24 protein-coding genes are annotated in these 24,369 nt (G+C 59.5%); 7 read left to right on the forward strand and 17 right to left on the reverse strand.

What is annotated here, in order from left to right; genetic code table 11:
• Positions 1-13: 13 nt before the first annotated feature.
• The 5 genes from ACYVJT_RS01235 to ACYVJT_RS01255 form a co-directional block, all read right to left on the reverse strand.
• Positions 14-793, reverse strand: a complete 780-nt coding sequence (locus tag ACYVJT_RS01235; RefSeq protein WP_343958820.1) for an ABC transporter ATP-binding protein — start codon at positions 791-793, stop codon at positions 14-16.
• The gene (locus ACYVJT_RS01240) at positions 793-1,824 is read right to left on the reverse strand and encodes a FecCD family ABC transporter permease (protein WP_343958818.1); all 1,032 of its coding nucleotides are present in this window, start codon (positions 1,822-1,824) and stop codon (positions 793-795) included. Before ACYVJT_RS01240 ends, ACYVJT_RS01235 begins: the two co-directional genes overlap by 1 nt.
• Entirely contained in the window at positions 1,821-2,786 is a 966-nt protein-coding gene (locus ACYVJT_RS01245) for a FecCD family ABC transporter permease (RefSeq protein ID WP_343958816.1), read from the reverse strand. Before ACYVJT_RS01245 ends, ACYVJT_RS01240 begins: the two co-directional genes overlap by 4 nt.
• A gap of 23 nt (positions 2,787-2,809) precedes the next feature.
• Entirely contained in the window at positions 2,810-3,859 is a 1,050-nt protein-coding gene (locus tag ACYVJT_RS01250; RefSeq protein ID WP_343958814.1) for an iron-siderophore ABC transporter substrate-binding protein, read from the reverse strand.
• A gap of 95 nt (positions 3,860-3,954) precedes the next feature.
• Positions 3,955-4,884 carry a siderophore-interacting protein gene (locus tag ACYVJT_RS01255; protein ID WP_343958812.1) on the reverse strand — a complete coding sequence of 310 codons (930 nt, stop codon included), beginning with the start codon at positions 4,882-4,884 and terminating at the stop codon, positions 3,955-3,957.
• A 133-nt stretch (positions 4,885-5,017) separates the two neighbouring features.
• On the opposite strand from ACYVJT_RS01255, the gene ACYVJT_RS01260 reads away from it, so the two are divergent.
• Positions 5,018-6,286: an MFS transporter gene (locus ACYVJT_RS01260; protein WP_343958810.1), complete on the forward strand. Its 1,269-nt coding sequence runs from the start codon at positions 5,018-5,020 to the stop codon at positions 6,284-6,286.
• A 10-nt stretch (positions 6,287-6,296) separates the two neighbouring features.
• Here the strand turns inward: ACYVJT_RS01260 and ACYVJT_RS01265 are convergent, their stop codons facing one another.
• The 6 genes from ACYVJT_RS01265 to ACYVJT_RS01290 form a co-directional block, all read right to left on the reverse strand.
• Entirely contained in the window at positions 6,297-6,695 is a 399-nt protein-coding gene (locus ACYVJT_RS01265) for a hypothetical protein (protein ID WP_343958808.1), read from the reverse strand.
• A 126-nt stretch (positions 6,696-6,821) separates the two neighbouring features.
• Positions 6,822-9,083: an HNH endonuclease gene (locus ACYVJT_RS01270; protein WP_343958806.1), complete on the reverse strand. Its 2,262-nt coding sequence runs from the start codon at positions 9,081-9,083 to the stop codon at positions 6,822-6,824.
• A gap of 420 nt (positions 9,084-9,503) precedes the next feature.
• Positions 9,504-10,997 carry a sodium/solute symporter gene (locus ACYVJT_RS01275; RefSeq protein WP_499418038.1) on the reverse strand — a complete coding sequence of 498 codons (1,494 nt, stop codon included), beginning with the start codon at positions 10,995-10,997 and terminating at the stop codon, positions 9,504-9,506.
• The gene (locus tag ACYVJT_RS01280; protein WP_343958800.1) at positions 10,997-11,524 is read right to left on the reverse strand and encodes a DUF485 domain-containing protein; all 528 of its coding nucleotides are present in this window, start codon (positions 11,522-11,524) and stop codon (positions 10,997-10,999) included. Before ACYVJT_RS01280 ends, ACYVJT_RS01275 begins: the two co-directional genes overlap by 1 nt.
• A gap of 3 nt (positions 11,525-11,527) precedes the next feature.
• Positions 11,528-12,292 carry a LytR/AlgR family response regulator transcription factor gene (locus tag ACYVJT_RS01285; RefSeq protein ID WP_343958798.1) on the reverse strand — a complete coding sequence of 255 codons (765 nt, stop codon included), beginning with the start codon at positions 12,290-12,292 and terminating at the stop codon, positions 11,528-11,530.
• Positions 12,289-13,023, reverse strand: a complete 735-nt coding sequence (locus tag ACYVJT_RS01290; RefSeq protein ID WP_499418014.1) for a sensor histidine kinase — start codon at positions 13,021-13,023, stop codon at positions 12,289-12,291. The genes ACYVJT_RS01285 and ACYVJT_RS01290 overlap by 4 nt, the downstream gene beginning before the upstream one ends.
• A gap of 198 nt (positions 13,024-13,221) precedes the next feature.
• Between ACYVJT_RS01290 and ACYVJT_RS01295 the strand changes: the two genes are divergently transcribed.
• A complete protein-coding gene (locus ACYVJT_RS01295; protein ID WP_343958794.1) occupies positions 13,222-13,614 on the forward strand; it encodes a DUF485 domain-containing protein in 393 nt (130 codons plus the stop codon).
• Entirely contained in the window at positions 13,611-15,242 is a 1,632-nt protein-coding gene (locus ACYVJT_RS01300) for a monocarboxylic acid transporter (protein WP_343958791.1), read from the forward strand. Before ACYVJT_RS01295 ends, ACYVJT_RS01300 begins: the two co-directional genes overlap by 4 nt.
• Positions 15,243-15,330: 88 nt before the next feature.
• Here ACYVJT_RS01300 and ACYVJT_RS01305 read toward each other — a convergent pair whose 3' ends face one another.
• From ACYVJT_RS01305 to ACYVJT_RS01320, 4 genes are all read right to left on the reverse strand, one after another.
• The gene (locus tag ACYVJT_RS01305; RefSeq protein WP_343958789.1) at positions 15,331-16,539 is read right to left on the reverse strand and encodes a hypothetical protein; all 1,209 of its coding nucleotides are present in this window, start codon (positions 16,537-16,539) and stop codon (positions 15,331-15,333) included.
• A gap of 184 nt (positions 16,540-16,723) precedes the next feature.
• On the reverse strand, positions 16,724-17,260 hold the full coding sequence (locus tag ACYVJT_RS01310) for a hypothetical protein (protein ID WP_343958787.1): 537 nt from the start codon (positions 17,258-17,260) through the stop codon (positions 16,724-16,726).
• 72 nt (positions 17,261-17,332) lie between these two features.
• A complete protein-coding gene (locus ACYVJT_RS01315) occupies positions 17,333-17,962 on the reverse strand; it encodes a hypothetical protein (protein ID WP_343958785.1) in 630 nt (209 codons plus the stop codon).
• A 146-nt stretch (positions 17,963-18,108) separates the two neighbouring features.
• Positions 18,109-19,533, reverse strand: a complete 1,425-nt coding sequence (locus ACYVJT_RS01320; protein ID WP_343958783.1) for a dihydrolipoyl dehydrogenase family protein — start codon at positions 19,531-19,533, stop codon at positions 18,109-18,111.
• Between the two features lie 173 nt (positions 19,534-19,706).
• Between ACYVJT_RS01320 and ACYVJT_RS01325 the strand changes: the two genes are divergently transcribed.
• Together ACYVJT_RS01325 and ACYVJT_RS01330 are read left to right on the forward strand one after the other, a co-directional pair.
• Positions 19,707-19,838 (forward strand): hypothetical protein, encoded by a 132-nt coding sequence (locus tag ACYVJT_RS01325; protein WP_343958780.1) that lies wholly within the window; start codon positions 19,707-19,709, stop codon positions 19,836-19,838.
• Entirely contained in the window at positions 19,838-20,326 is a 489-nt protein-coding gene (locus ACYVJT_RS01330) for a nucleoside deaminase (RefSeq protein WP_343958778.1), read from the forward strand. Before ACYVJT_RS01325 ends, ACYVJT_RS01330 begins: the two co-directional genes overlap by 1 nt.
• 23 nt (positions 20,327-20,349) lie before the next feature.
• Here ACYVJT_RS01330 and ACYVJT_RS01335 read toward each other — a convergent pair whose 3' ends face one another.
• Both ACYVJT_RS01335 and poxB read right to left on the reverse strand, forming a co-directional pair.
• Entirely contained in the window at positions 20,350-20,829 is a 480-nt protein-coding gene (locus ACYVJT_RS01335) for a hypothetical protein (protein ID WP_343958776.1), read from the reverse strand.
• A 36-nt stretch (positions 20,830-20,865) separates the two neighbouring features.
• Positions 20,866-22,587, reverse strand: coding sequence for a ubiquinone-dependent pyruvate dehydrogenase (poxB, locus tag ACYVJT_RS01340; protein ID WP_343958774.1), 1,722 nt, complete (start codon positions 22,585-22,587; stop codon positions 20,866-20,868).
• Between the two features lie 153 nt (positions 22,588-22,740).
• Here poxB and ACYVJT_RS01345 point away from each other — a divergent pair, with 153 nt between their 5' ends.
• Both ACYVJT_RS01345 and ACYVJT_RS01350 read left to right on the forward strand, forming a co-directional pair.
• Complete coding sequence (locus tag ACYVJT_RS01345; RefSeq protein ID WP_343958772.1) at positions 22,741-23,163, forward strand: hypothetical protein; 423 nt, start codon at positions 22,741-22,743, stop codon at positions 23,161-23,163.
• Between the two features lie 117 nt (positions 23,164-23,280).
• Positions 23,281-24,342 carry a DUF998 domain-containing protein gene (locus tag ACYVJT_RS01350; protein WP_343958770.1) on the forward strand — a complete coding sequence of 354 codons (1,062 nt, stop codon included), beginning with the start codon at positions 23,281-23,283 and terminating at the stop codon, positions 24,340-24,342.
• The last annotated feature ends 27 nt before the right edge of the window (positions 24,343-24,369 follow it).

The raw sequence follows: 24,369 nt of genomic DNA on the forward strand, positions 1-24,369 counted from the left end.
AATGTGCCGGTGGTCAGTCGGCCACCGGCACCACCATCGGCGAGCCCGACCACGGATCCGCCCCGATCATCGAAGCCAGCCCAAAGACCTCGGTGACCAGCTGTGTGGTGAGGATCTCGTGGGGCGCGCCCTGGGCTACCAGCTTGCCATGATGCATCACCACGAGTTCATCGGCATACCGGGCCGCCTGATTGAGATCGTGCAGCACGGCCAATACGGTGCGCCCGTTGGCCGTCATGCTCCGGCACAGTCGCAACACGTCGATCTGGTGCGCAATATCCAAAAACGACGTGGGTTCATCCAACAGCACGTACTCGGTTTGCTGGGCGAGCACCATCGCCAACCAGGCGCGCTGGCGTTGACCGCCCGAGAGCTCGGCGACCGGGAAATCAGCAAACGCCGTCATCGAGGTATCCTCGAGCGCTTGGGCGATGGCCTGCGGGTCGTCGGCAGACCACTGACGCAGCGGCCGGTGATACGGGTAGCGGCCCCGAGCCACCAGTCCGCGGACAGTGACGCCGTCGGGCACCACCGGATGTTGTGGCAACAAGGCAATGCGCTGGGCCAGATGTTTCGGGCGCAGTTTTTGCAGTGGCTGCTCAGCGAGCGTGACCATGCCGGGTTCGGTGGCCAAGACACGGGCCAGCGATTTCACCAGGGTGGATTTGCCACACCCGTTGGGCCCGATGACCGCGGTGAAGCGCCCCTGGGGCACGGTGAAATCCAGGTCGTTGAGCACCGGTGCGCCACCATAGCCGACCGTGAGCTGCGTAGCGGAAAGTCCTTGCGACATTATGCTTGTCCCTTCTGAAAAGCTGTGACCAGCAGGTAGCCCAAAAAGACGCCACCAAAACCCGCGGTGATCACGCCGGCGGGCAGACCGTCAAGAAATGGCACCTGTTGCACCGCGAGATCGGCGACGACCAGCAACAACGCGCCGATCAGGGCGCTGCCCAGCAAATTTGGGCCGGCGGTGCACGTCAACATGCGAGCAGCGTGCGGGCTCATCAACGCGACGAAGGCGATGGGCCCGGCCACCGCGACCGCCATCGCCGCCAGCAGGACCGACAACAGGATGGCCTGGGTTCGAGTCGCCGGGGCCCTACCACCCAGCGACGTCGTGAGTTCATCGCCCAGTTCCATCAGGTGCAGCCTCGGAGACAGCCACAACAGCACCGGCACCGCGAGCACCAATGTCGCCGCGATAATGCCAACCTGGCCCATGTCGCGCGAGTTCAAACTGCCCACCAGGTACGCGGCCAACCGGCTGGCCTCATCCCGCAGCGTGGCTGTGACCACGAACTGGGTGACCGCCGTCGCCATCGCTGCCACCGCAATGCCCGCGATGATGACGCGCGACGTCGATGACAGCCCGCTGCCCGTGGCCAGCGTGACGAGCCCGATGGCGATACCTGCACCGGCCAGTGCCCCAATTGGCGTCGGGATGCCGATGGGAAACAACGCGGTGAGCGCCACGCCCGTGCCGGCTCCGGCGGCCAGGCCCAACACATCCGGGCTACCCAGCGGGTTGCGTGTGACGTTTTGAAACAGCGCCCCCGACAGCCCGAATGCACCACCGGCCAAGATGGCAATGAGGACGCGCGGGCCCCGCACCCGTTCGAGCACGAATTGCGTGGTGGTGCTGGCCTCGCCGCGTGCCAGCTCGAGCAGATCGTGAGGGCCCAGTCCGAGGTCGCCCAGCATCAGCGTGGCCACCGCGAGCGAGAAAATCAACACGGCCACGGCACCCCAAATCAGTGCGCTGCGACGTCGATACGGCAGCGCAACGCGGTTACCGAGGCGAAACAGACGTGTCTGGCTCACTTCATCACCGCCCCGCGTCGGACGGCCGCCAATAAGAAAGGTGCCCCGACGAATGCTGTGATGATGCCGACCATGAGTTCCTGAGGCCGCAGCAGCACACGGGCCAGGATATCGGCGGCCACCAGCGCGAGTGCGCCACCGAGGATGGCCGCGGGGATACGCCAGCGAAAGTCCTCACCGAACAGCGCGAACACGATGTGCGGCACGGCCAACCCGATGAAACTAATGGGCCCGGCGATGGCTGTGGCAACCGCGGCCAACAGTGCGGCGGCAACGATGCCCACCAGCCGTGTGGAACCGATGCGAAACCCCAGTGAGATGGCGGTTTCATCGCCCAGTGCGAGCGCATTCATCCCGCGTGCGGCGGCGAAAGCTGCGACTACCCCGAGCAGCAGCGGCACGCTCATCTGGGCCAGCTGACCGAGTTGGACCCCGGCCAGTGAGCCGACCATCCAGAACCGATAGGAATCAAACACGTCGGGGCGCAGCAGCACCATCGCATTAATGTATGCGTGTAGCACCGCGGTCACGACGGCTCCGGCAAGAATGAGCGGGACGATTCCGCGCGCACTGGATTTGCCGCCCAGCCCGAGCACAACCGCCACCGCGATGACCGAGCCGAGCATCGCGAACAGCATGGTTTGAGTCCCGCCCAGCGCACCGAGCACCGCGGTGGCCGTCACCACCGCGGCCGAAGCCCCCATACCGATACCCAAAATGCCGGGTTCGCCCAGCGGGTTTCGGGTAATGCCCTGAATCAAGGTGCCCGAGACCGCCAGCGCGGCCCCCACAATCGCACCCATCACGGTCCGCGGGATGCGAGAATCCACCACGCTGGTCAGGTACTCGTCGCCGTTGCCTCCCAGGGCCGCCACGACATCGGCGATGCCATTGGGCCGGCTCCCCAAAAACAGGCTCAGGATGCACGTGGCCCCCAGCAGCACTGCGAGGAGAACGATCATCAGCGGTTTGCGCATCCTTCAGGTTAGTTCTGCTGAGCGTTGGCGATCGCGTCGTCAATCATGGGTTCGTAGCGTTCCAACGTGTAGGGCACCGTCAACGGGTTAATCATGGACGATGCGGTCACAAACGCTTGGTCTTCGGCTGCCACGACCGCATCATTTTCCACCGAGGGGATGCTCGCGTAGAGCTCTTGGGCCTCGGTTTCTTCGCGATTAGCCTCATCCATGTAGAACGTGAACAACAGATCCGAATCTGCCAGTTGGTCGGCATTTTCTAATCCGATCAGTGCGGATTGGGTACCCGGCGCATCGTATTCGTCGCGCAGTTCATCGACCACCGGATCGGGGGTGAGACCGAGCGCCGATACCATGGCCACGCGCTGTTCTTCGGGGTAGAACACACCCAGCGTGCCGGGCCCGTCGTTATAAACATAGGAGAACGTGACGTCTTCGTAATCTTCGTTGCGGGCCTCGTCGAACTGCGTGTTGATGTCGGTGATCAGGCCCTGGGCATCGTCTTCTTGGCCCATCGCTTCACCGATGATCTCGATTTGCTGTTCCCACTCGATGGTCCAGGGTTGTTCGGGATAGGCCACGGTCGGGGCGATATCGGAGAGCAAGTCGTACTGTTCCTGTGTCACACCGGACCACGGGGCCAAGATGAGATCGGGCTCCAGCTCGAGAATCCCTTCGACGTCCAGCTCGGTGCCGCCGGTTACCAATTCGGGTAATTCATCGCCCCGTTCGGTGACTTCGTCGTGAATCCAGGGCAAGTAGCCGGTGTCATCAGCGCCCCAGGTGTATTCCTCCATGCCTACCGGGGTCGTGCCCAGCGCGATGGCGGTTTCCGTTGAGCCCTGCCCCAGCGTGACGATGCGCTCCGGTTCTTCTTCGATGGTCGCTGTGCCCAGGGCACTGTCGATGGTCACCGGGTCCCAATCACCGCCGGCCTCGCCACCGTCATCCGACGAGTCGCCGCCCGAACACGCGCTGAGCGCCAGGGTCGCAGTGAAACCGATGGCCAGCGCTGTACTCCAGCGCAACTTGGCCCGTGGTGCCTTGAGCTTTGACATTGACTCTCCTTGAGTAGACAGGTAAGGCTTACCTAATTGCGTTAAGTTAACTTACCCTAACTCGTCGCTGCGGTCAGCACGTTGGGCAGATTTTTTTAGCCGCGCATGGCAACCCCGAGACGCCAATACCCCATGAATGCAACTTGCGCTCGGTCAACGCCGACCTCTCGTACCAAAAACCGCCGCAACCGTTTGATGACGCCACTTTCACCGGCAATCCAGTAGTACATACCCGCCCTCGGCTCGATCGCCGGCCCGAGATCCTCACCCGATGCAGAAAATACCGGCGTTTCCCACAGCAGATCTTCATCGACCGACTCAACGGCTGGCACCGGCTCATCTTCTTGCACGTGCCACCCAAGTGCCGCCGCCAACGGTTCGCCGAGCTGCTCATCGCCGCGCGGCAACCAGTGCACGTCGGCATGGTCGTCAACGTCGATGGCTAACCGGTCTTGTTCCGTGGGCACTTCAATGTAGGCGCACACCTTCGCCGAAGAACCCGCGACCTTCAGATCTTCGAGAATGCGTGCAATCGCCGGCGCGGCGGCTTCGTCCCCCAGCAACACGATCTCGTCGGCCTCTCCCGGCACGAACTCGATCCCGGTTTGCTGCTGTCCTTGCCGCGGTGCGACCACGAGCAACTCCGAACCAGCATCGGCCGCTGCAGCCCATGCGGCCGCGGGACCGGTGGAGCCGTCATCGGCAAAGTGCAACACAAAATCCACCGTGAGCCGCGTGATGTTTCCCACTCGGGTTAACTCGCGGATCGAGTAGGTGCGCATGACCCCGCGCTGCGCATCGGGCAGTGCGAGCCACTGTTGATACCAGTCGGACGCGTGAGCGACCTGGGGCAGGTCACCGGCCACATTGGGCAAAATGAGCTTGATCCGCTGGTCGTAGAACGGCGGCTCGACGGCCAGGTGATTGAGCTCCTCGCCCGAGAACACGATTCGGCGGAAAGTTGGGGACACGTCTTCTACGGATTCAACGACTCCGCGGACCGGGCCGTGGCTGGCGTGCGACATGGCGGCTCCTTGCAGTATGGGTAGGGGTGGCACACTCTCGACGTGCCGATATAGCTCAAGCCCCTCAACAATAATGTGGTTAGCCTACCCTAAGCAATGCTTTTGTTGCTTGCCGCTGTTACACTATCTCGTTGTGCAAAAACGTTCTTCCACATCTGGTCTCCTGCGGCGTCGTCCGCGTCCTCGTCAAACCGAAATAAGCGAAAAGCGTCGTCTCATCGTCATGATTGCGATGTCGTTGGGCGCTTTCGGCATCGGCACCACCGAGTTTGTCTCGATGGGCCTGCTCAGCATGATCGCTGAAGACTTCCAGATCACCGAAGATACCGCCGGCGTCGTGATTACGGCGTACGCACTCGGCGTGGTGGTCGGTGCCCCGCTCATCACCGCACTGACCGGCATGATTCCACGTCGTCGACTGCTGCTCATCTTGATGGCCGCCTTCACCATTGGCAACGGACTCTCGGTATTTGCCGGTGATTATGAGGTGCTTTTGGTGGCACGCTTCATTGCCGGCCTGCCCCACGGCGCGTATTTCTCGGTTGCCGGTCTCTCGGCAGCGTCCATGGCGCCAGTTGCTCAGCGCGGTCGGGCCGTTGCGTTCATCAGTATGGGATTATCCATCGCCACTGTGATTGGTGTACCGGCTGCCCAGGCCCTCGGGTCTGCTCTTGGTTGGTATACCGCCTATGGACTGGTCGCCGTCATCGGTTTGATCACTATCGCGGCGTTGTGGTTCTTGATGCCGCATATGACGCAGATGCGGCCGACCAATCCGCGGACGGAATTGGGTGCGCTGAAACGGAGTCAGGTGTGGCTCACGCTTGCCATGGGGACCGTTGGTTTCGGCGGTATGTTCGCCGTGTACACGTATATTTCGTGGACGATGACGGAACAGGCGGGGCTAGATCCGTCTTGGATCTGGTTGGTGTTGATGGTCTATGGCATTGGTTCGGTCGCTGGCACCTGGTTCGGTGGTCGTCTGGCTGACCGCAACCTCGAGTTCGGGATTTTGTTCTCGCTGATCATGATCGCTGCCGTGTTGACCTCGTTCTATTTCACGTCAATGCATCCGGTGTTGGGTGTGGTCAATTTTGGGTTGGTCGGTTTCTTTGGCACGAGCCTGGTGCCAAGTTTGCAGATCAGGCTGATGGATGTTGCTGGCGACGCGCAAACGTTAGCGGCAGCTTTGAACCACTCTGCTTTGAATTTAGCGAATGCTGCAGGGGCAGCTATTGGTGGCATGGTCATTTCTGCTGGCTTTAGCTACTCGGCCCCAGCATTGGCGGGCACCGCTTTGGCGTTGGCCGCTATTCTCGTGTGGGGCCCGACGTTCTTCTTACGGCGTCGGCAACTTGCTCGACGTGCAGAATCTACAGAGCCTACGACAGAGTCGGCATGACGATGTGCAACTACGCCGGAACTATTTCACCCAGGACGGTGTCGAATGTGGTCCTGGTGTGCTCTGCAATGGCCGTCACCGTTGCATAAATCAGGCATATCCCTGCTTGCGATAGTTCAGTTTCGCCATGTTCGGCTTCCAACGTGTCGATCGAGTTGGCGGCTTGGGCTGTGATTGCGAGCCCTTGAATATCTTGTGCTGCGGCTTTCGTTGGGACTGATACATCTGGTAGTCGGACGACTCCGAGGGCAGAACGCAGGGTCTTATCACTGTAAATCCCATCGAGGATTTCTAATCCGATGCCGGTGAGCTCTCCGGGGCTAGGCCGATGCTTCGTTGGTGTCGCCCCAATCGATTCAAACAGCTGGTGAAAGTCTGTTGTCTTTTCCTGGCGGAGTGCCTGTGCCATATCTCGGATCGTACTGATTGTGCATGCGCGGACTTCAGACGAAAAATGTGACTCAGTCATGCAACGACGATACCAGCGAGACCGCGGGATCAATCACGCTCTGACGTCACAGGACTCCGACGACTTTTAGGTGTTCCAGTAGACGTTGCGCAGTAGGGGTTGGTAGGGGTCGAGCCATGGTGCGGGTTGGAAGAATGTCATGCCGTGGTGTTTGACGATGCGCCATTTGCCGATGTGGATGGCCCCGTGGTGATGAGCGCATAGCGTGGTGGCGTTGGGTTCGTCGGTGGTGCCGCCGTGTTCCCATGCTTTGATGTGGTGAATCTCGGAATAGATGCCGGGCACAGTACACCCAGGCGCCTGGCATCCTCGATCTCGGGCAAGGATGGCGCGGCGTTGTGTGGGGGTGAAGAGTCGGTGGGTGCGTTTCTGGTGGAGCACGGTGTCTGGTCCGTTCCAGATTTGGCCTACGAGTTCGGCGTTGCAGGCCAGGATTTCGGCGTCTTTGGGGTGCATTGGTCCGTGGTTGATGACCTCTGACTGATATGGGGTCCAGTGCACTGGCTTCACGTACCCATCATGTGGTGAGGTGAAATCGTCATCGGGTGGTGGTTCGAAATCATCATGATCGGCTGAGGATTTGTGGCAGTCTGGTGGGCTAGGATTGTTGGGGTTGGGTGCGGTGATCACTGGCGGCAGGATGCCGTCGACTCCGGGTGGCCGCTGTGCTGCGGCCGGTAGTTCTGGTAGGCCCAGGGTGTGGTGAGCCGTTTGGATATCTTGGACTAGCACTAGTTGTGCGCTGGAGCCGTGGGATTTTTTGATGCCCACCTCTGTGGGGTCCATGGTCAACAGGGTATTGAACATGCCAATGAGCATGGCCCCGAGTTTCTGACCGTTGCTCATCTGATCAATGGCATTGACCCGCTGGGCGGTGATCGGGTTACCGTGCTCGTCTTCGGCGACAATGGCATCCGGGTTGGGTAACGGTGGCTCACTGTCAGGGGTGAGCCCCAACGGAGCCATATCCGGCTGATGTATTGGATTCCCGTCATGCGATGCCGTGCCCGTCTCCGAGAGCGGCTCACAGTCGGCGGGTGCATCGCCAGGATCACTGTCGGTAGTGGCTTCCAGCGTTGAGCCCGAGAGGTTATTAGCGGCTGTGGTCTGTTGCTCATCACGGTCGATCGAGGCTGTGTCTGATGCGTTGGCATCTTTTGTCGGTTCTGCTGAGTTTGCCGGCTGTGCGTTGTCGGCGTTTTCATTGTGATCGACTGCGGCGACTTCCGATGTGCTGGGATCTGCACCGGTTTCGTCTTCGAGTGCTGTCTCGTTGGTTGGCTCGCCAGGGTGGCCTGTGGGGAACAGTGCGGCGATTCCGTCGGGGATGTCTGGTGTGGTGCCGTGGTGGTTGAGCATGTGGAGTTTGAAGTTTTTGAATTGCGCATACAGGTCTGGGGTGGCGTGCATGCTGATGTGGCCGCTGCCATCGGCGTTGTCCCGGGTTTTGATCGCATTATCGGGCTGTTTGCGTAGCGTTTGGGAGGGTGAGGGCCCATCAGCGTTCATAGCATGCGCAATACGGTCCACCCACCGCTTTTTCACCCTGGAGACTTCATCGGGGGTGGAGGTTTCAGCGGTTTCGACCAGGGTGGGTTCAAAGGCTTGCAACACCGCGTTTTTATAGTCGGTGGTTTGGCCGGTTTTGGCGGCGTAGTCAGTAAGGTCCTGATCCAGGTTGATGAATCGGTCGATATTTTCTGCCGGGATTCGTCCGTTGATAAATGCGGCGGCCATGCGTGCGAAGACTGGTAGGTTGGCGGCTTCTTCCGGGTTCTTACCAGGGGCCAGGGTCACATACGCTGCCCGGTCGATGTGTTTGGCCGCGGTGGCCGCGGAGAGTTTCATCGTGTCACGCAGATAGTGTTTGGCATCGGTGAAGCCGCTGGTGGCAAAGGGTGCACCGAAGTAGGTGACTTGGTCGTGTTCAGCGGCTTGGAAGTAGCGGGCGTAGTTGGCCATCATCACATCCGTAGACTGCGTGACTTGCGACAGCATGTCCCCAATCGCGGGTAGCGAGTCGTAATAGCGTTCTGGTGGCACCACGGTGGCTGGTGTCTTCGAATCTCCAGCGCTGTCTGTATCGTCGTGGCTGGTTTCATCACCGGTTTGGGGCTGGTAACCCGACCAGTCAGAGCCGGCGCCCTGGGAGAACGTGGGGACCTCGGTGAACGTGCTGGGGTTGGCCATTTTCTTGCCAGCATATTGCAGAATAAACGCTGCTGCATGCAGGGCTTCACCCAGGGAAGCGCTATCGAGTTTCTCGGGGTTGAGCAGATCGGTGGGACACGGGATACCAATGTTGGGCAAGATCGGGGTGTGGTCCACAACAGACTCCTCTCAACTCTGAAAGCGTTGGGTGTTCATTAGCCGGTGGTGTTGGTCTCTATTCTACCTGCCACCCCTATTGTTAGCAATACTTTGGCGTTGTTTGTTTGACGATTTAAGAGCTTTTAATGTTAAAGAATGTGGTGTAACATATGTTGATCTTTTGTGTCTGTTGTGTCTCGTGTTTTGTGGATAACCGCATTGCGTGTTCAGACTTTTCCACACCCCACGCGACACGGTTGCAGAACACCCAAAAATCCGGATAATGCGCTCGGTTTTTCGAGAAAAATATTGGTTCCAGAGCGTTGCAACAGCAAAGAAGCTGGCCGGAACACCGTCCAGACCAGCACAAGAGAACCCAGCAGCGACTACGCCCCGGTGACAGCATCGACTAGACCCGGTTACAGCGATTACACCCGGTTAGGAATCCCGTCCCAACGAATTTTTGACCGGTTCGGGCAAGTGCAACCGAGCCAGGACTGCATCGGTATTGGCAGGCGGTCGTTGCGTTCCCAAAGCTGACACCAACATGGTGACGACCAAAACAAACGGTACGGTCCACAGCGCTGGGTATTGGAAGAAGGTCGCGGTGATCCCGTTGAACTCCACCAAATGCCCGACCAACAGGGCACCCAAAGAAATGACGGCACCGGTGATCATGCCCGCGAGCGCACCGGGCACGGTGAGCCCGCGCCACCAAATAGCCAACAGCACGATGGGTGCCAGGGACGAGGCGGTAAATGTAAACACCATGGCGACTGCACCGGCGAGTGCCAGATCGGTGGTCAACCCGGCCGCGACAATGGGCAGCACCATGGCGAGCACCGCACCGATGCGAAAGCCGCGAACCGTCCCACCGAAAAATTCCTGCGAGACAACGCCCGAGATAGACACGACAAGCCCGGAGGCGGTGGACAAGAACGCGGCGAAAGCTCCTCCGGCCACGAGCGCGGTGAGCAAGTCACCGGTGATGCCTTGGAACAGTGCGGATGGCAGTTGTAGCAGGGCGGTGTCGGTTGTCGGTGCATCGGCGAGTTCGGGCAGCACGGCCCGGGCGACGATCCCCAAGATCATCGGCAGGGTATAAAACCCGGCGAGCAGACCGAGCAACAGCACGGTGGTGCGTCGAGCGGTTGCGCCGTCGGGATTGGTATAAAACCGCACGAGCACATGCGACAATCCGACCGTCCCCAACATCAACGCGGCGACCAGGGAGACGGTGCGATACATGCTGGCATGGGCATCGTTGACGAGTTGGACTTGGAAAGCGTTGGCGAGTTCGGGGATGAAATCGGTCTCGCCGGCGCCGAGCCGCAACACAATGAAGACGGTGGGGATAAGCAGCGCGGAGAGTTTGAACCAGTATTGGACGGCTTGAGCCAGGGTCACGGAGCGCATGCCACCCGACACCACGGTGGGCAAGACGACAATAATGACGATGGCGGGGCCGAGCCAGGCGGGCAGCCCGGTGGTGGCATTCAGCGCAATGGCGGCGCCGTGAAGTTGCGGGATGATGTAGAGCCACCCGGTGAACACGACGATCATGGCGGTGAGCAGTCGCAGGGTTCGCGAAGGGAAGCGCAGGGACATGAGGTCGGGGATCGTGTAGGCCCCGGAACGGCGCAATGGCGCGGCGACAAAGACGAGCAACGACAAGAATCCCGCGGTGTAGCCCACCGGAAACCACAGGCCGTGGGTGCCGTAGGCCATGATGAGCCCGGCAACGCCCAAGAAACTGGCGGCTGAGAGGTATTCTCCGGCGATGGCCGACGCATTCATCCAGGGTGGCACGCGACGCGAGGCGACGTAGAAATCGCGGGTGGTTCGGCTGCGGCGCAGGCCGTGGACGCTGATGAGGATGGTCACCACGCACACCAAGCCGATGGCGCCCAGCGCGAAGAACGAAGTGTGCATCATTGGCGCACCGCTTCCGACTCGGAGTCGGCGAGTTCGTCTTGCACGAGTCGCTCATTGTGCCCGGCGCGCCGGGTGTAGAACCAGCCCAAAAAGATCAGCAGCGGGATGAACACCGCGGCCGGGAACAGCCAATCCAACGGGATGCTGACGACCGTGGTTGCAGCCAGGGCCGGACTGAAGTGGAAGGCGAGGTTGACGGCGACGATGAGCCCGAAGAACCAGGCCATCAGGCTCACGGCGAGCCTGAGTTGGGCGCGCATGAGCCGACGGACGGTGCGGGTTGATGGCTGCCCGTCGGACGCGCGACCTGCGGGGTTCAGCAAGACCTCTTGGACGCTGGGCACATCGGTGGGCGTGGCGACTCTGACGCGGCGCGCCCGCATCGCGAGCATATTTTCGGGTACCTGAACGGGCCCTTCTGGTGCGATACGTTCCTGCCCGGCTTCCTCGGGCCGGGCGTTTTCGGGTGCCCGAACCAGATCCAGTACAAAATCCTGTTCGTCAGGATCCTGGTTGTCGGTCATCGATCACCCCCGGGAGACGGAACGAAAGTTGAGTTGTTTGAGTCGTTGTCGTACCTGGGGCATGAGTCGTCGACTCACGGGCAGCTCGGCGTGATCGATGTGGATGCACATGCGGCCATCCTGCTGCACAATTTTGGTGGCGAAGTTCAGGTTCACAATGTGGGATCGGTGGATGCGCACGAAATCATAGACCGCCCATTCTTCCTCGATGCCGGCCAGCGAGATGCGCAGCAGATATGACTCGTCGGCGGTATAAATTCTGGCGTAGTCGCCTTGTGCTTGGGCCCATCGAATGCTGTGGATGGGGATGAGCATCTGCTGGGAACCCTGTTGCACGGCGACGCGTCCCTGGTCAGGAATCTGTTCGATCGGTCCGGTGTCGACGCGTCCCAAGGTTTTGCGCAGGGCCTCGTGGAGACGCGCGGGGCGGACGGGTTTCAGCAGATAGTCCAGAGCATCGAGTTCAAAAGCGTGGACGGCGGGCCGGGCGTCGGCAGTCACAAAAATAATGTGTGGCGCATGGGCGCTGTTGGCACGTCGCAGCTCGTGGGCCAGGTCCATTCCACTGGGGCCGGGCATGTGGATATCTAATAGCACGACGTCGATGGTGTGCTCGGCCAACACTGCTTTGGCCTGGGCGACGTCGGTTGCCGTGTGAACGGTGGCCACCAGGGGGTCGGCCTCCAACAGCCACTGCATTTGTTGGACGGCCGGGAGCTCATCGTCGACGGCAACGACGTGCAGGCCAGTGCCGTTGAGCGCCGTCATGACCGTCCACCGCCGATTGGTGAGATGATACGGGCGGGGACGGTGAATTTGGGAATGCGCATCGAAACCTTCATGCCGGCATCGACCGCGGTATCGATCTGGAGTCCGTGGCCCGCCCCGTAGGCCTGGCGCAGCCGCAAATCGACGTTGCGCAGGCCGACGTGGGAGCCTTCTGCCTCACCGCGCATCACCTGGGCCATGTAGTCGGGGTCAGCCCCGACGCCGCCGTCTTCGATACTGAGTTCTGCATAGGTGTCGGCATCCTTGGCCCGCACGAAAACGTGGCCATCCTGCTCGGCCTGATACATCCCGTGCCGTACCGCATTTTCGACGAGCGGTTGCACACTGAGAAACGGGATCTGTAGCCCCAACACCTCGGGAGCGATATCGAGGCTGACTTGCAAGCGCGACCCGAACCGGGCTTTTTCGAGGACCACGTAGTGCTCGACGGCGGACAGCTCATCTTCCAGCGTGGTGAAGTCCCCCTCGGTGCCCAGTGAGTACCGGGTGAAGTCAGCAAAGTCGATGAGTAGCTCACGGGCTCTGACGGGTTCGGTTGGGATGAGACCGGCGATGGCGTTGAGCGAATTGTAGGTAAAGTGCGGGGAGATCTGGGCCCTGAGGCTGCGCAATTGGGCGTCAACGAGTTGCTCGCGCGTTAGCTCGACCAGCTGTTGATAATCCGGCTCGGACGTGGCCGCTTGCCGACGGGACTTCTTTCCTAACTTCATGCACAACACCTCCTTGACGGATCCGGTTACTTCACCATCGTAGGTGACTGCTATCACTTTTACACCTCGAAGACCGTTCAACTCATAGACGCAGCCGTTTATCGCAGGATGGCGCAACCCATCTTCCGTGATGCAGTTCACACTCGTTACCGTTTCGTTCATGAGGACATCAAACACGCTCCGTTATGGAGGATCATCATGAGCACCCTCGACTATTCGGATTTCGGCCAGGTCCAGAAATCCGACACCTTCCAAAAGCTGCGCCGCACACACCGCAGTTTTGTTTTCCCCATGACCGTCATCTTTTTGGTCTGGTACTTGCTGTTCGTGGTTCTGGCGGCTTTCGTTCCAGAGTTCATGGCCATCAAAGTCCTGGGCAATATCAACCTGGGCATCGTCTTAGGGCTGGCCCAGTTCATCACGACGTTCGTCATTACGGGCGCCTACGTGGCCTACGCTAACCGCAAGATCGACCCGCTGGCCTCGCAGCTTCGTGAAGACATGGAAGCTGCTGGCGCGGGGGTTGCCGAAGAACAACCTGATGACACCGACTATGCAGGCTCATCGCAAGCGTCAGGAGAACAACCATGATTAACCTCGCTGTGCTCCCCACCGACACCACGGGAGAATTCACAACCGAAGTCGGCAACCCGTGGGCCAACATCGGCATTTTCTTGGTCTTTGTGGCCATCACCCTGTTCGCTGTCTTGCGGGCGTCACGCAAAACCAAAACAGCCGCCGACTTCTACGCCGGCGGACGCTCCTTCACCGGTACCCAAAACGGTACCGCGATTGCCGGTGACTACCTCTCGGCGGCCTCGTTTTTGGGCATCGTCGGTGCCATCGCCATTTATGGTTACGATGGCTTCTTGTATTCGATCGGCTTTTTGGTTGCGTGGCTTGTCGCCCTGTTGCTCGTGGCCGAGATGCTACGCAATACCGGCAAGTTCACGATGGCCGATGTGTTGAGTTTCCGACTGAAACAACGTCCGGTACGCATTGCGGCCTCGACCTCGACCCTAATGGTCTCTATTTTCTACCTGCTGGCGCAGATGGCGGGGGCAGGCGCCCTGGTGTCATTGCTGCTGGGTATTGATTCTGGTGTCGGCCAGTCGCTGGTCATCGCCATTGTTGGTCTGTTGATGATTTTCTACGTGTTCATCGGCGGCATGAAGGGCACCACCTGGGTGCAGATCATCAAGGCCACCCTGCTGCTGATCGGCGTGGGGATCATGAGTATCTGGCTGCTGGCACTGTTTGGTTTCAATTTCTCCGAGATGCTCGGCGACGCCGTTTCCGTTGCTAACAACCCGGCCATACTGGACCCGGGCCTGCAATACGGTGAAAGCACCCTGACGAAACTCGACTTCCTATCACTGGGACTTGCCCTGGTGTTTGGAACCGCTGGACTGCCGCACGTGCTCATGCGGTTCTACACCGTGCCAACCGCTAAAGAAGCACGCAAATCCGTGGTCTGGGCCATCTGGCTCATCGGTGGTTTCTACCTGTGCACCCTGGTGTTGGGCTTCGGCGCAGCAGCACTGGTTGGTCCAGAAACGATTGCCAACGCACCCGGCGGCCAGAACTCGGCGGCACCACTGTTGGCATATGAACTCGGTGGCACACTGCTGTTGGGTGTGATCGCCGCGGTCGCATTCGCCACGATTCTGGCGGTTGTTGCCGGACTGACGATCACCGCCTCAGCATCCTTCGCCCACGATATTTACGGTCAGGTCATCAAGAAGGGCAAACTCGATGCCAAAGGCGAAATGCGTGCGGGCCGTGTCACCGTCGTCGTCGTTGGTGTCTTGGCCATCCTCGGTGGCATTGGTGCCCAAGGGCAAAACGTTGCCTTCCTCGTCGCGCTGGCCTTCGCCGTGGCGGCTTCTGCGAACCTGCCGACGATTCTCTACTCATTGTTCTGGAAACGGTTCACCACTCGCGGTGCCCTGTGGTCTATGTACGGTGGGCTGGGTTCATCGATCCTGCTGATCCTGTTCTCGCCGGTGCTGTGGGGCGCAGAGACCTCATTCTTCCCGGATGTCGATCTGGCGCTTTACCCACTGACGAACCCGGGCATCATCTCGATTCCGCTGTCGTTCCTGTTGGGCTGGTTGGGCTCGCTCACGTCCAAGACCAGCGAGGATCCCGTCAAACAGGCCGAGATGGAAGTTCGCTCGCTCACAGGTGTCGGTGCTGAAAAAGCAACCGACCACTAAACCCAACACCATCGAGCCGAAGTCCCCGCAGTCATGTGACGATTGCGGGGACTTTGGTTGTATATTCGACATGCCCGAGCAAAGGGGTCTACCCAGCGGCCCGCTCCAGGCCGTTGCGCACGGCATCGCTCAACAAGTCAGGAATAACTGGTGTGCCGTCGTTGATTTCGATGAGGTCCATGGTTTCTAACTGGCGCAAGCGTGGAATCAGGACTGAATCTGCATCGGTGTCTGATGCCTGACCCAGAACCAATTGCGCGGTGCGGACGGCTGCATCGGAGTCGGCATCATAGGTCAGCGTCTGGTGCACGTAGGTGGCCACGAGTTCTTCGGCCGCCTCGAGCTGGTCGACGTCTTCGAATCCAAAGTCCAGCGCCCGAGTCCCGGGTTGGACTTTGGTCGAGAGCATTTCGACAAACTCGAATTCTTGCAGTGCCGCCAGAAATGCCATCAGTTCGGGGATGCCCTGGGCAGAGGGCACGTGGCGCGTTGGTTGCGGCTCGGCTGGCACGCTCAGGTCAGTGTCAGAGGCGGGCGGATCCACGGGATCTGGCTTCTTGGCGACACCCTCCGCGTCAATGCCGATGGTTGTCGCAACATCTTTGATATCTGCGCGTTTCGGTGCACCGGTCCCAGTCACCGGGTGGGATTGACCCATCCACTGCTGAAATTCTTTCACTGCGGCCATGAATCGTGTTTCGACGATCGCGCTATAGCGTGCGCTCGAATCATTCTGGCTTTCGTCAGCCGAAAACGTGGGCTCGGCAGGTGCTTCTTCAACGACTGGTTCGGGGGCTTCTTCTGCGGCGTCGGAAGGTGTAGCAGGCGCTGCGGGGGCTACCGGTGTGTTGACTTTCTTGCCGGGCAACAGGTCATCCATGACGATTTCGAATGACTCGTCACGGTGGGCGGCCAATGCCGTCAGAGTTGCGGTCACCATGTACGCACCGGCACGTGCTACTGCGGATTCAGGGTTGCGGCGCAACAGGCTCTCGGCGGAGCGCAGTGCGCGACCTTTGCGGGCCAGCGCTTCCAGCGTAGGGGTGAGGTTGCCTGCTGAGCTCGGGATCTCGCTCTGGACGACACGGGCTGCACCATGCTGGAATTCATTGCGGGCATACCACGCATCGAGATGCGCCAGAGCCACTCCGGCCAGCTGTTGGTTGCTAGGAATACTCTCGGTGGCCTCAGGGCCAATGGATCCGAGAAGCTCCTCGGCTGCGGGATGTTGTTGGGCATGTACTGCCTGGGCAATTTCTCGCAGCGTATTCATGGTGCGTGCGCGTTCATCACTCACGGGGATATCAGCTCCAAATTTTTATCGGTTAACCGCTACATCGGCATGGGTCTAAGGTGACGGTACCAAAAATACTGCGCAAATTTGCGGTGAACGACCCGGTCTCAACGAGACTATGACGCCAAAGTGGGCAGCGTCACGCAATGGCACACTGGATTGGTTGGCGCGTCGTTAGCCGCCCTCGTTACCCGGTGCCGCCCACCGGCCCTGGGTAGTGCGGCCGTGGAAGGAACGCAACGAGCAGCACCATGGCGGCGTAGCTGACTCCAACCAGTAAAGAACTGATCATGACCACGTTGGTTGAGGCTGTATCACCCACAAAAGGCAAAACCTGACTTAACGGGGACGGCACCGGGCCCTGCTGGGTGGCTCCACCGATGGCGAGGACACTCAGCGAAAACGCGACCCAGTGCACAGAAAATACTGCGGTCACAGCACTGGGCGAATGACGGAACCCTCGTTTTTTGAGGATGCATCTCGGCAACCACCCCAGGACCCCAGCCAGCGGAATGACGATCACGGCCGAGAGCATCAAAAATAGCCTTTCCGCACCGCCCGGTAGTGCGGCTTTGGTCGTGATCACGATTATCGGCAACAACCATACGACCCATAGCCAAAGAACCCAGGTCCCCCGGTTTATCGCGGCTACACGCTGCGTATTTGCCGACAGTGGTGGCGCGGCGCCATCCGGATACGTCCTGGCGTCAGTTGGGTCATGCATATTCTACCCTTCCAGGGGGGTGAGTTGGGCCAAAGTATTGATCATTCAAGACATTGTCTCCTCCGGTGACCGCTAATTCCCCAGTGCTTGTACGACGAGCCCCAAAGTGATCATGGCGACGGGTGTCGTCAGCATCGTCAACAATGTAACCCACGAACGTGTGCGCGCTTGCGTTTGTCGTTCCGTCATACTCGCCAGCAAAATCAGCACAATGTAACTCACGACGACCAGCAAGAAACCTATACCTGATATCGCATTGCTGGCGTCTCGAGCAATGAACGGCAAAACCTGGCCCAGCGGTGACGGCACGTGTGTCACATCAACGGTCACCACCGAGCCGTTGATTGCCAAGATGCTCATGGCAAATGCCCACCAGTGGACGTGGAAAACCGCACTCACGGCGCTCGGAGAATAGCGGAACCCGCGCTTTTTCAAAATGAAGCGCGGTAACCACCCCAAACATCCAGCACCCACGATGACGAACGGGGTGAAGACCATGAAGAAGAGTTTTTCCGTACCGCCCGGGGCAAGATATTTTATCGCTGTGGTCACCAGGGGCACACCCCACACGACCCACAGCCAGATATTCCAGGTGAAGCGGTTCAGTGCAGCGACGTTCGGTTGCTGCCACACAAGACCAGGCGGCGGTGGCGGCGGTGGAGTGCTTCGAGGGTGCATCCTGTTATCGCCTGGTGTGTACATACGGTCTCCCGAGTCGTTTCTAAAACACGCGTTCTAGCTCCAGTATGCGCTACCAGGCTCGTGCTCGCTGCACACTCGCCGACATCCTCATATTTGCCAGTAGAACACTGATGCTTCCACTGCCAAATCATTCACGCGCTACCACGTCACCGACCCGCTGAGTCAGCAACCTGCTGCAAAAGACCCAACCAGACTTCTGATGCTGTTGGAAATGCGGGGACGGCATGCTGCAGGATCGACACGGGCACGTCGGCAGTGATCGCAATGGTCGCGGCATGCAACATCTCTGCGGTTTCGGGGCCCATAAGCGTCGCGCCGATCAGGCAATCGGTTGCCGTATCCACCACGATTTTGGCTCGCCCAACAACATCGTCACGCAACAGTGCCGCCCCGGCGACATCTGCGAAATTAGCCTCAGCCGTGATGACGTCATAACCGGCTTCGCGCGCGGCCTCCTCGCTGAGTCCCACGAATGCGATTTGCGGATCGGTGAAGACCACCTGCGGTGTGGGCGGTTCAGTGTCGGTATTATCGGCATCGGGAGCCTCGGCGCTGTGAATGAACCGTGCGGCGAATTGTCGTGATTGGTATTTGCCCATGTGGGTGAGCTGGTGTTTCCCACCGGCATCGCCCAACGCGTGCAGCCAGTCCGGCGTGCGTTCTTCCAGCACATCGTCAACACTTAGCCCGACGGAGGCAAGGTTGATCGAGTCCAGGGCGGGCCGTCGTCCGGTGGCCAACAGTAATTCGTCGGCCTCGATGCTGGCAGAGGCGGTGCGCACCGTAATTGGTCCGCCTTTGATCATCCCCAGGCCCTGGTCCATGCCCTCTGGACGTCGGACTTGCACAGCCTCGGTGTAGAACTGAATGTCTACCCCGGACTGTTCGAGCTGTTCGGTCAAAATATCGGAGACGAATGGCTCAAAACCGGTGAGCAGTGAGCCTTCGCGGATCAGCATGGTCACCTTCGAGCCAAGGGCTGACATCCAGCTTGCCGCTTCGCAAGCAACCGGTCCCCCACCAATAATGATGAGGCGCGGCGGCACATCCTGCACTGCGGTGGCGTCCTGCGAGTCCCACACGGGGATACCTTCGAAGACCGGCGGGATATTGGGTGCGGTCCCGGTGGTGATCACGACGGCTCGCTCGGCCTGCAGTGAGCGCGTTGAACCATCGGATGCGTGGACTTCTACGGATTTTTCCCCGGTGAGTCGTCCATGGCCGCGCACTACGGTGACCCCGGATTCTTCCAGAGCCTGTTTTTGTGCCGAGTCATCATAGTGGGACACTTGGGCGTTGCGTCGGGCCAGCAAATCATCGGCCACTACACTGGCAGATTGCACACCGCCCAGGTGCTGGCTTTCGTGGGCCACTTGAATGGGGTGAAGCAACGCTTTGGACGGTTTGCACGCGTAATAGGCGCAATCGCCGCCGACAAGGTCGTGTTCAACGATGGCTGTGCTCATCCCTTCGGCTGCGACGGCCTGGGCGAGGACTTCGCCAATGGGGCCTGCACCGATCACGATGAGTTCGTAGTGATGTTCGGAAGAAGACGCTGTTGCAGAAGTCATGAAACACTCCTTAAGTGCTATCGCGTTGGATAGCGGACGGCAGGGTTCTGCATAGTTCCATCCTGATCACCTTTCGGTTGATTCGTCTACCCCTGCAGCCCGTGTGTACGACACCGGCACTAGCCACTGGTCGTGTCACGGTGGAGAATATAAGGGGAAGGGAGTTGATCATCATGACGAAACATAAGAAAGAGCAAGAAGACTACATTGACGACGCGCACCCGGATGAGGACCGCGAGGACGCGGTGGTCGATGAACAAGGGGAAGAATCCTTCCCGGCCTCGGATCCGCCCGCAAATTTCTAATGCCTCTCAATTCGCAAGACCATCGATTCCTGCAGCGGTGCGTTGAGTTAGCGCGCGAGGCTCTTGAATATGGTGATGAACCGTTTGGCTCGGTACTCGTGGATGCTCACGGCGAGGAGCTCTTTGCTGATCGCAACCGGGTGTCGGGTGGCGACCATACCCGCCATCCGGAATTTGCCATCGCCCGGTGGGCGGCCGAGAACCTGGCTCCCGAACAACGCGCTCACGCCACGGTATATACCTCCGGGGAGCATTGCCCAATGTGTTCGGCAGCCCATGCCTGGGTGGGGCTGGGCCGTATTGTGTATGCGAGCAGCAGTGCCCAACTGCGCCAGTGGCACAACCAATGGGGCGTCGACGCCGGGCCGGTCGCACCGCTGCCCATTACCACGATCGCCCCACAGGTTGAGGTTGCTGGCCCAGATGCCGAGCTGAGTGAACAGGTCCGCGCACTCCAAGCTCGGCTCCACGGCATCGACGAGACCTGACCGCATCCCCGATAGAAGCGGGTTTAGGCTACTTGCACACCGGCGGCCAGCATGGCATCGCGGACGACCTTGCCGATGCGTTTCTGCGCTGCGGCGTCGCCGTCGAGAATTGAGCTCAGGCCGCCCCGGTAGGTGCCATCCACGCTCGTGGTGCGTCCGGCCCATAACAGTTGGCTCAACTCGATGTGATGCACCTGCGGGTCGTTCGAGACCACTTGCTGAGCTTCCCGAATCTCGGCTTCTTGCTGTTGGGTGTGCGCTGTGGCTGAGGCAGAACCCAGTCCGGCCAAGATGAGTTTGCCGGTCGGTGCCATCAGTGTGATGGCACCGGAGAGCTTACTCATCTTGAGTTGAAGCTGCCCCGGAACCGCATCGAGCAGCACCTCATCAGTTGAGGCGACGTGGATCCGAGCGGGTGAAATCGTGACCACGACGGGTGTGGACTTCGACGTCATCATTCGGGCGTAATGATAGAGGCCGATCTTCATGGGTGTAGCCGACACGGGATGTCCCTTCGATAGGTGGCAGTACAGCGGATATTACAGGATCTGGCGCAGATTCACGCGAGCCAAATCGACCAGCTCAGAACCCTTGCCACTCATCACGGTGCGCAGGGCATACAGGGAGAAGCCTTTGACCTGCTCGGCGGTAATCGATGGTGGCATCGAGAGTTCTTGGCGCTCGGTGACGACGTCGAGCAGTGCTGGACCGTCGTGTGCCAGGAAATCGTCGACGGCTCCCGGCAGGTCTTTACTGCGCTCAACGTGTCTGCCCCAAATGCCCAGCGCCTCGGCGACCTTGGCGTAGTCCGGGTTGTCCAGATCGGTCGCGAACGGCACGAACCCACCGGCCTTCATTTCCAGTTCGATGAAGTTCAACGACGAGTTATTGTAGACCACGATCTTGACGGGCAGATTGTGTTCGCGCACGGTCAACAACTCACCCATCAACATGCCCAGTCCACCATCACCGGCAAGAGAAATCACCTGCCGCTGCGGGTCACTAGCCTGTGCCCCAATGCCCATCGTCAGAGCATTGGCCATGGAACCGTGGGCAAACGAGCCGATGACACGACGATCTTTCGTGGTCGTGATGTACCGGGACGCGTAGATGACTGGCGAGCCGACATCGGGAATGAACACAGCATCGTCTGTGGCACGCTCATCGATGACTTTGGTCAGGTGCTGGGGATGAATGGGACGCGAGCCCCGCGACGGCCGTGCCAAATCGTCGAGCCGTTCACGAGTTTTGGTGTAGTGGTCACGCATTTTGGACAGATGCCGCGAGGATTTCGCCGGCGTCAGCAACCCTACGAGTTCACGCAGCGTATCTTTTGCGGTCCCCACCAGCGGCACTTCGACCGGCGTCCGCTTGCCAATCTGTTCACCGCGACTATCAATTTGGATGACGGGCACGTCTTGCGGGTAGAACTGTTTATAGGGCAGATCAGTGCCCACCATCAACAAGGCTTCGGCATCGATCATGGCCCGGTAGCCGGATGCGAAGCCCAGCAGCCCCGTCATACCGACGTCATAGGGATTGTCGTATTCGACGTGTTCCTTGCCCCGCATCGCATGGACGATGGGGGCCTGCAGCAGTTCGGCAACTTCGAGTAATTCGTCGTGGGCGCCGGCAACCCCTGCACCGGCCAGGATGGTCACTTTCTTGCAACCATTCAATAAGTCGGCGGCCTGATTCAGCTCTCCGACGGCGGGCAGGATGCGTGACTGTGTTGCGCGGATAATTTCGGGTTTCGCCTCGGGCAGCTCAGTCACAAACATCGACGCGCTGATCACAAGCACGGCCACACCGCGCTGTTCGACGGCGGCACGCATGGCGATCGGCAGGATTCTTGGAAGCTGACCAATGTCGCTAATGTGTTCGACGTAGACGCTGCATTCGCGGAAGAGTTCTTGGGGATGCGTTTCTTGGAAGTAGCCGGTTCCAATTTCGTCGGCCGGGATGTGGGCGGCAATAGCTAACACCGGCACACGGGAACGCTGGGCGTCATACAGTCCATTAATGAGGTGGAGATTGCCCGGCCCTGCAGTACCGGCTGCCACGGCAAGTTCACCGGTCATTTCGGCTTCGGCCGCCGCAGCGAATGCGCCGGCTTCTTCGTGACGAACGTTCATCCAGTCGATATCCGAGTTCCGCATTGCGTCGGTGAACCCGTTCAGCGAGTCCCCCGCGATACCCCAAATACGTTCAACATTATTGGCTTCAAAAGTAGAGATAAAATAATCGGCGACGTTTGCCACAGTTCCTCCTACGATCGTGTGTTTCCAACCGTACACCCAGCCCAAATCACACGGAACGCTCACCGCGCGCCGTCGTTCCAATGTTGACCAGCCGGGGTACAACCAAGAAGAATCGACAATCGAACAAACAACCTTGCAAGGAGTGACGTCACCATGAAAATTTTGAGTTTCAGTCGTTTGCTAACTTTAGGTGCCGGTATAGCCATCGGGTATTACATGGGCAATCGAGAAGGCCGGGCTCAGGCCGAAGAAGCAGCTCGCCAAGCCCAGCAAACCATCCAGCAATTCTGGACTGACCCAAAAACCCAAGAGAAGGTGCACGAAGCCACCGGCTCCTTCAAGGACGCAGTCAAAGACAAAGCCCCATCGTTGGGTGGCATGGCAGAAAAAGCCGCCGATAAAATCGACAAGTCGACCGGCTATGGCGAAAGCAAGGACGCCGGCCACGCTGGTAGTCAGTACGCCGACCCCAACAACGACAAGGCCGGTCATACCACTGTGGAGACCAACGGAGACGTCATCAGCGACCCATCCGAGGCCCTCGAAGACGAAGGTGGCACGACCGGCAGCCGCTAGTCATACTTCACTGAATACAACGGCCCGAACGGTTTCTCCCGTTTGGGCCGTTGTTGTCTGTCACCAGACTGTGGTGTCGAAACGTCGGCGGTTCATGCAATGTGCTTTGATGGAAACGTGACGACGAATCGGGACTTGCGCCAACAGATGCAGGCACTATGGGCCACAGCTTGTTGTTTTGTGGTCGGTGCAGTCATCGGCACGGTCTTGTTGTGGGGTACGAACCACCCGTTTACCGGCTCGGGTCCGGTGACCCTTCGAACAGCGCTGATCGCAGCCGCGATCGCAAGTCCTGCGTTCGTTGTCAGTACACTATTCTATCGCCGTGACGAAACGTCCCCGATGCCTCGTTGGCAGCGCGTAATTTCAAATGTGTCTTCGTTCGCAGTCATGCTGGCTCTCGGCGGGGTCACCGGTCTCGGTGTGCTCTTAGCCGGTCAGGTGTTGGCCACTGGACTTCAGGGTGTAGAGTTCGGCGCCATTGGTGGCGGCATACTCACTGGCGTTGCCGCAGGTTTTGGCGGCAGACTGTCGTTTCAAGCGGGCGTCGATTTGAGTACGCGGGATCTTTCCGCATTGCTGTTCGCCTTCTTAGTCATTGGGACCGTGTTCGCAATGACCACCGCAACAGACACCACATGGTGGGAGCGGAATTTCTCACAGCTCGGAGCCGAAGGCGCCTGGGCCTTCAACGGCACCCTGATCATCGCGGGCCTACTCGTTGCCACTATTGGCTCCTACATTGGTCGAGACCTGCACCGATTGCTCAACGACGAAGCCATTGGGCACATCGCCGGGGTTGTCGCCGTCTGGGCGGGCGCAGGTTTAGCACTCACCGCCGTCGGATTGTTGCCGACCGATCAACTACCACCGGCACACAACATCGCTGCGTTCGCGATGTTGCTGCTGTTGGTCGGCGCCGCAGGGTACACCCAGTTCATACTCCCGGACCCACCGCCAGTGCTCAAAACAGTCACCACAATATTTATTGGGCTTGTCGCACTGTGCGTGGTGCTGACGTTCGTCTTTGTTGTGCTTTCGGTGACGGCGCTCGAGAGCATCGTCGTCGGACTCGCATTGTTATGGATGACCACACTCATTCGCGTCCTCGGGATACTTGCCCCAACACAGTCGTTGCCATCGAAGAGACACCGCCTGTTGGTCCTCTCACGACGTTGACATTGGAGACGTTGGACAGCTGGCGGA

The sequence above is a fragment of the Yaniella soli genome (assembly GCF_054782375.1).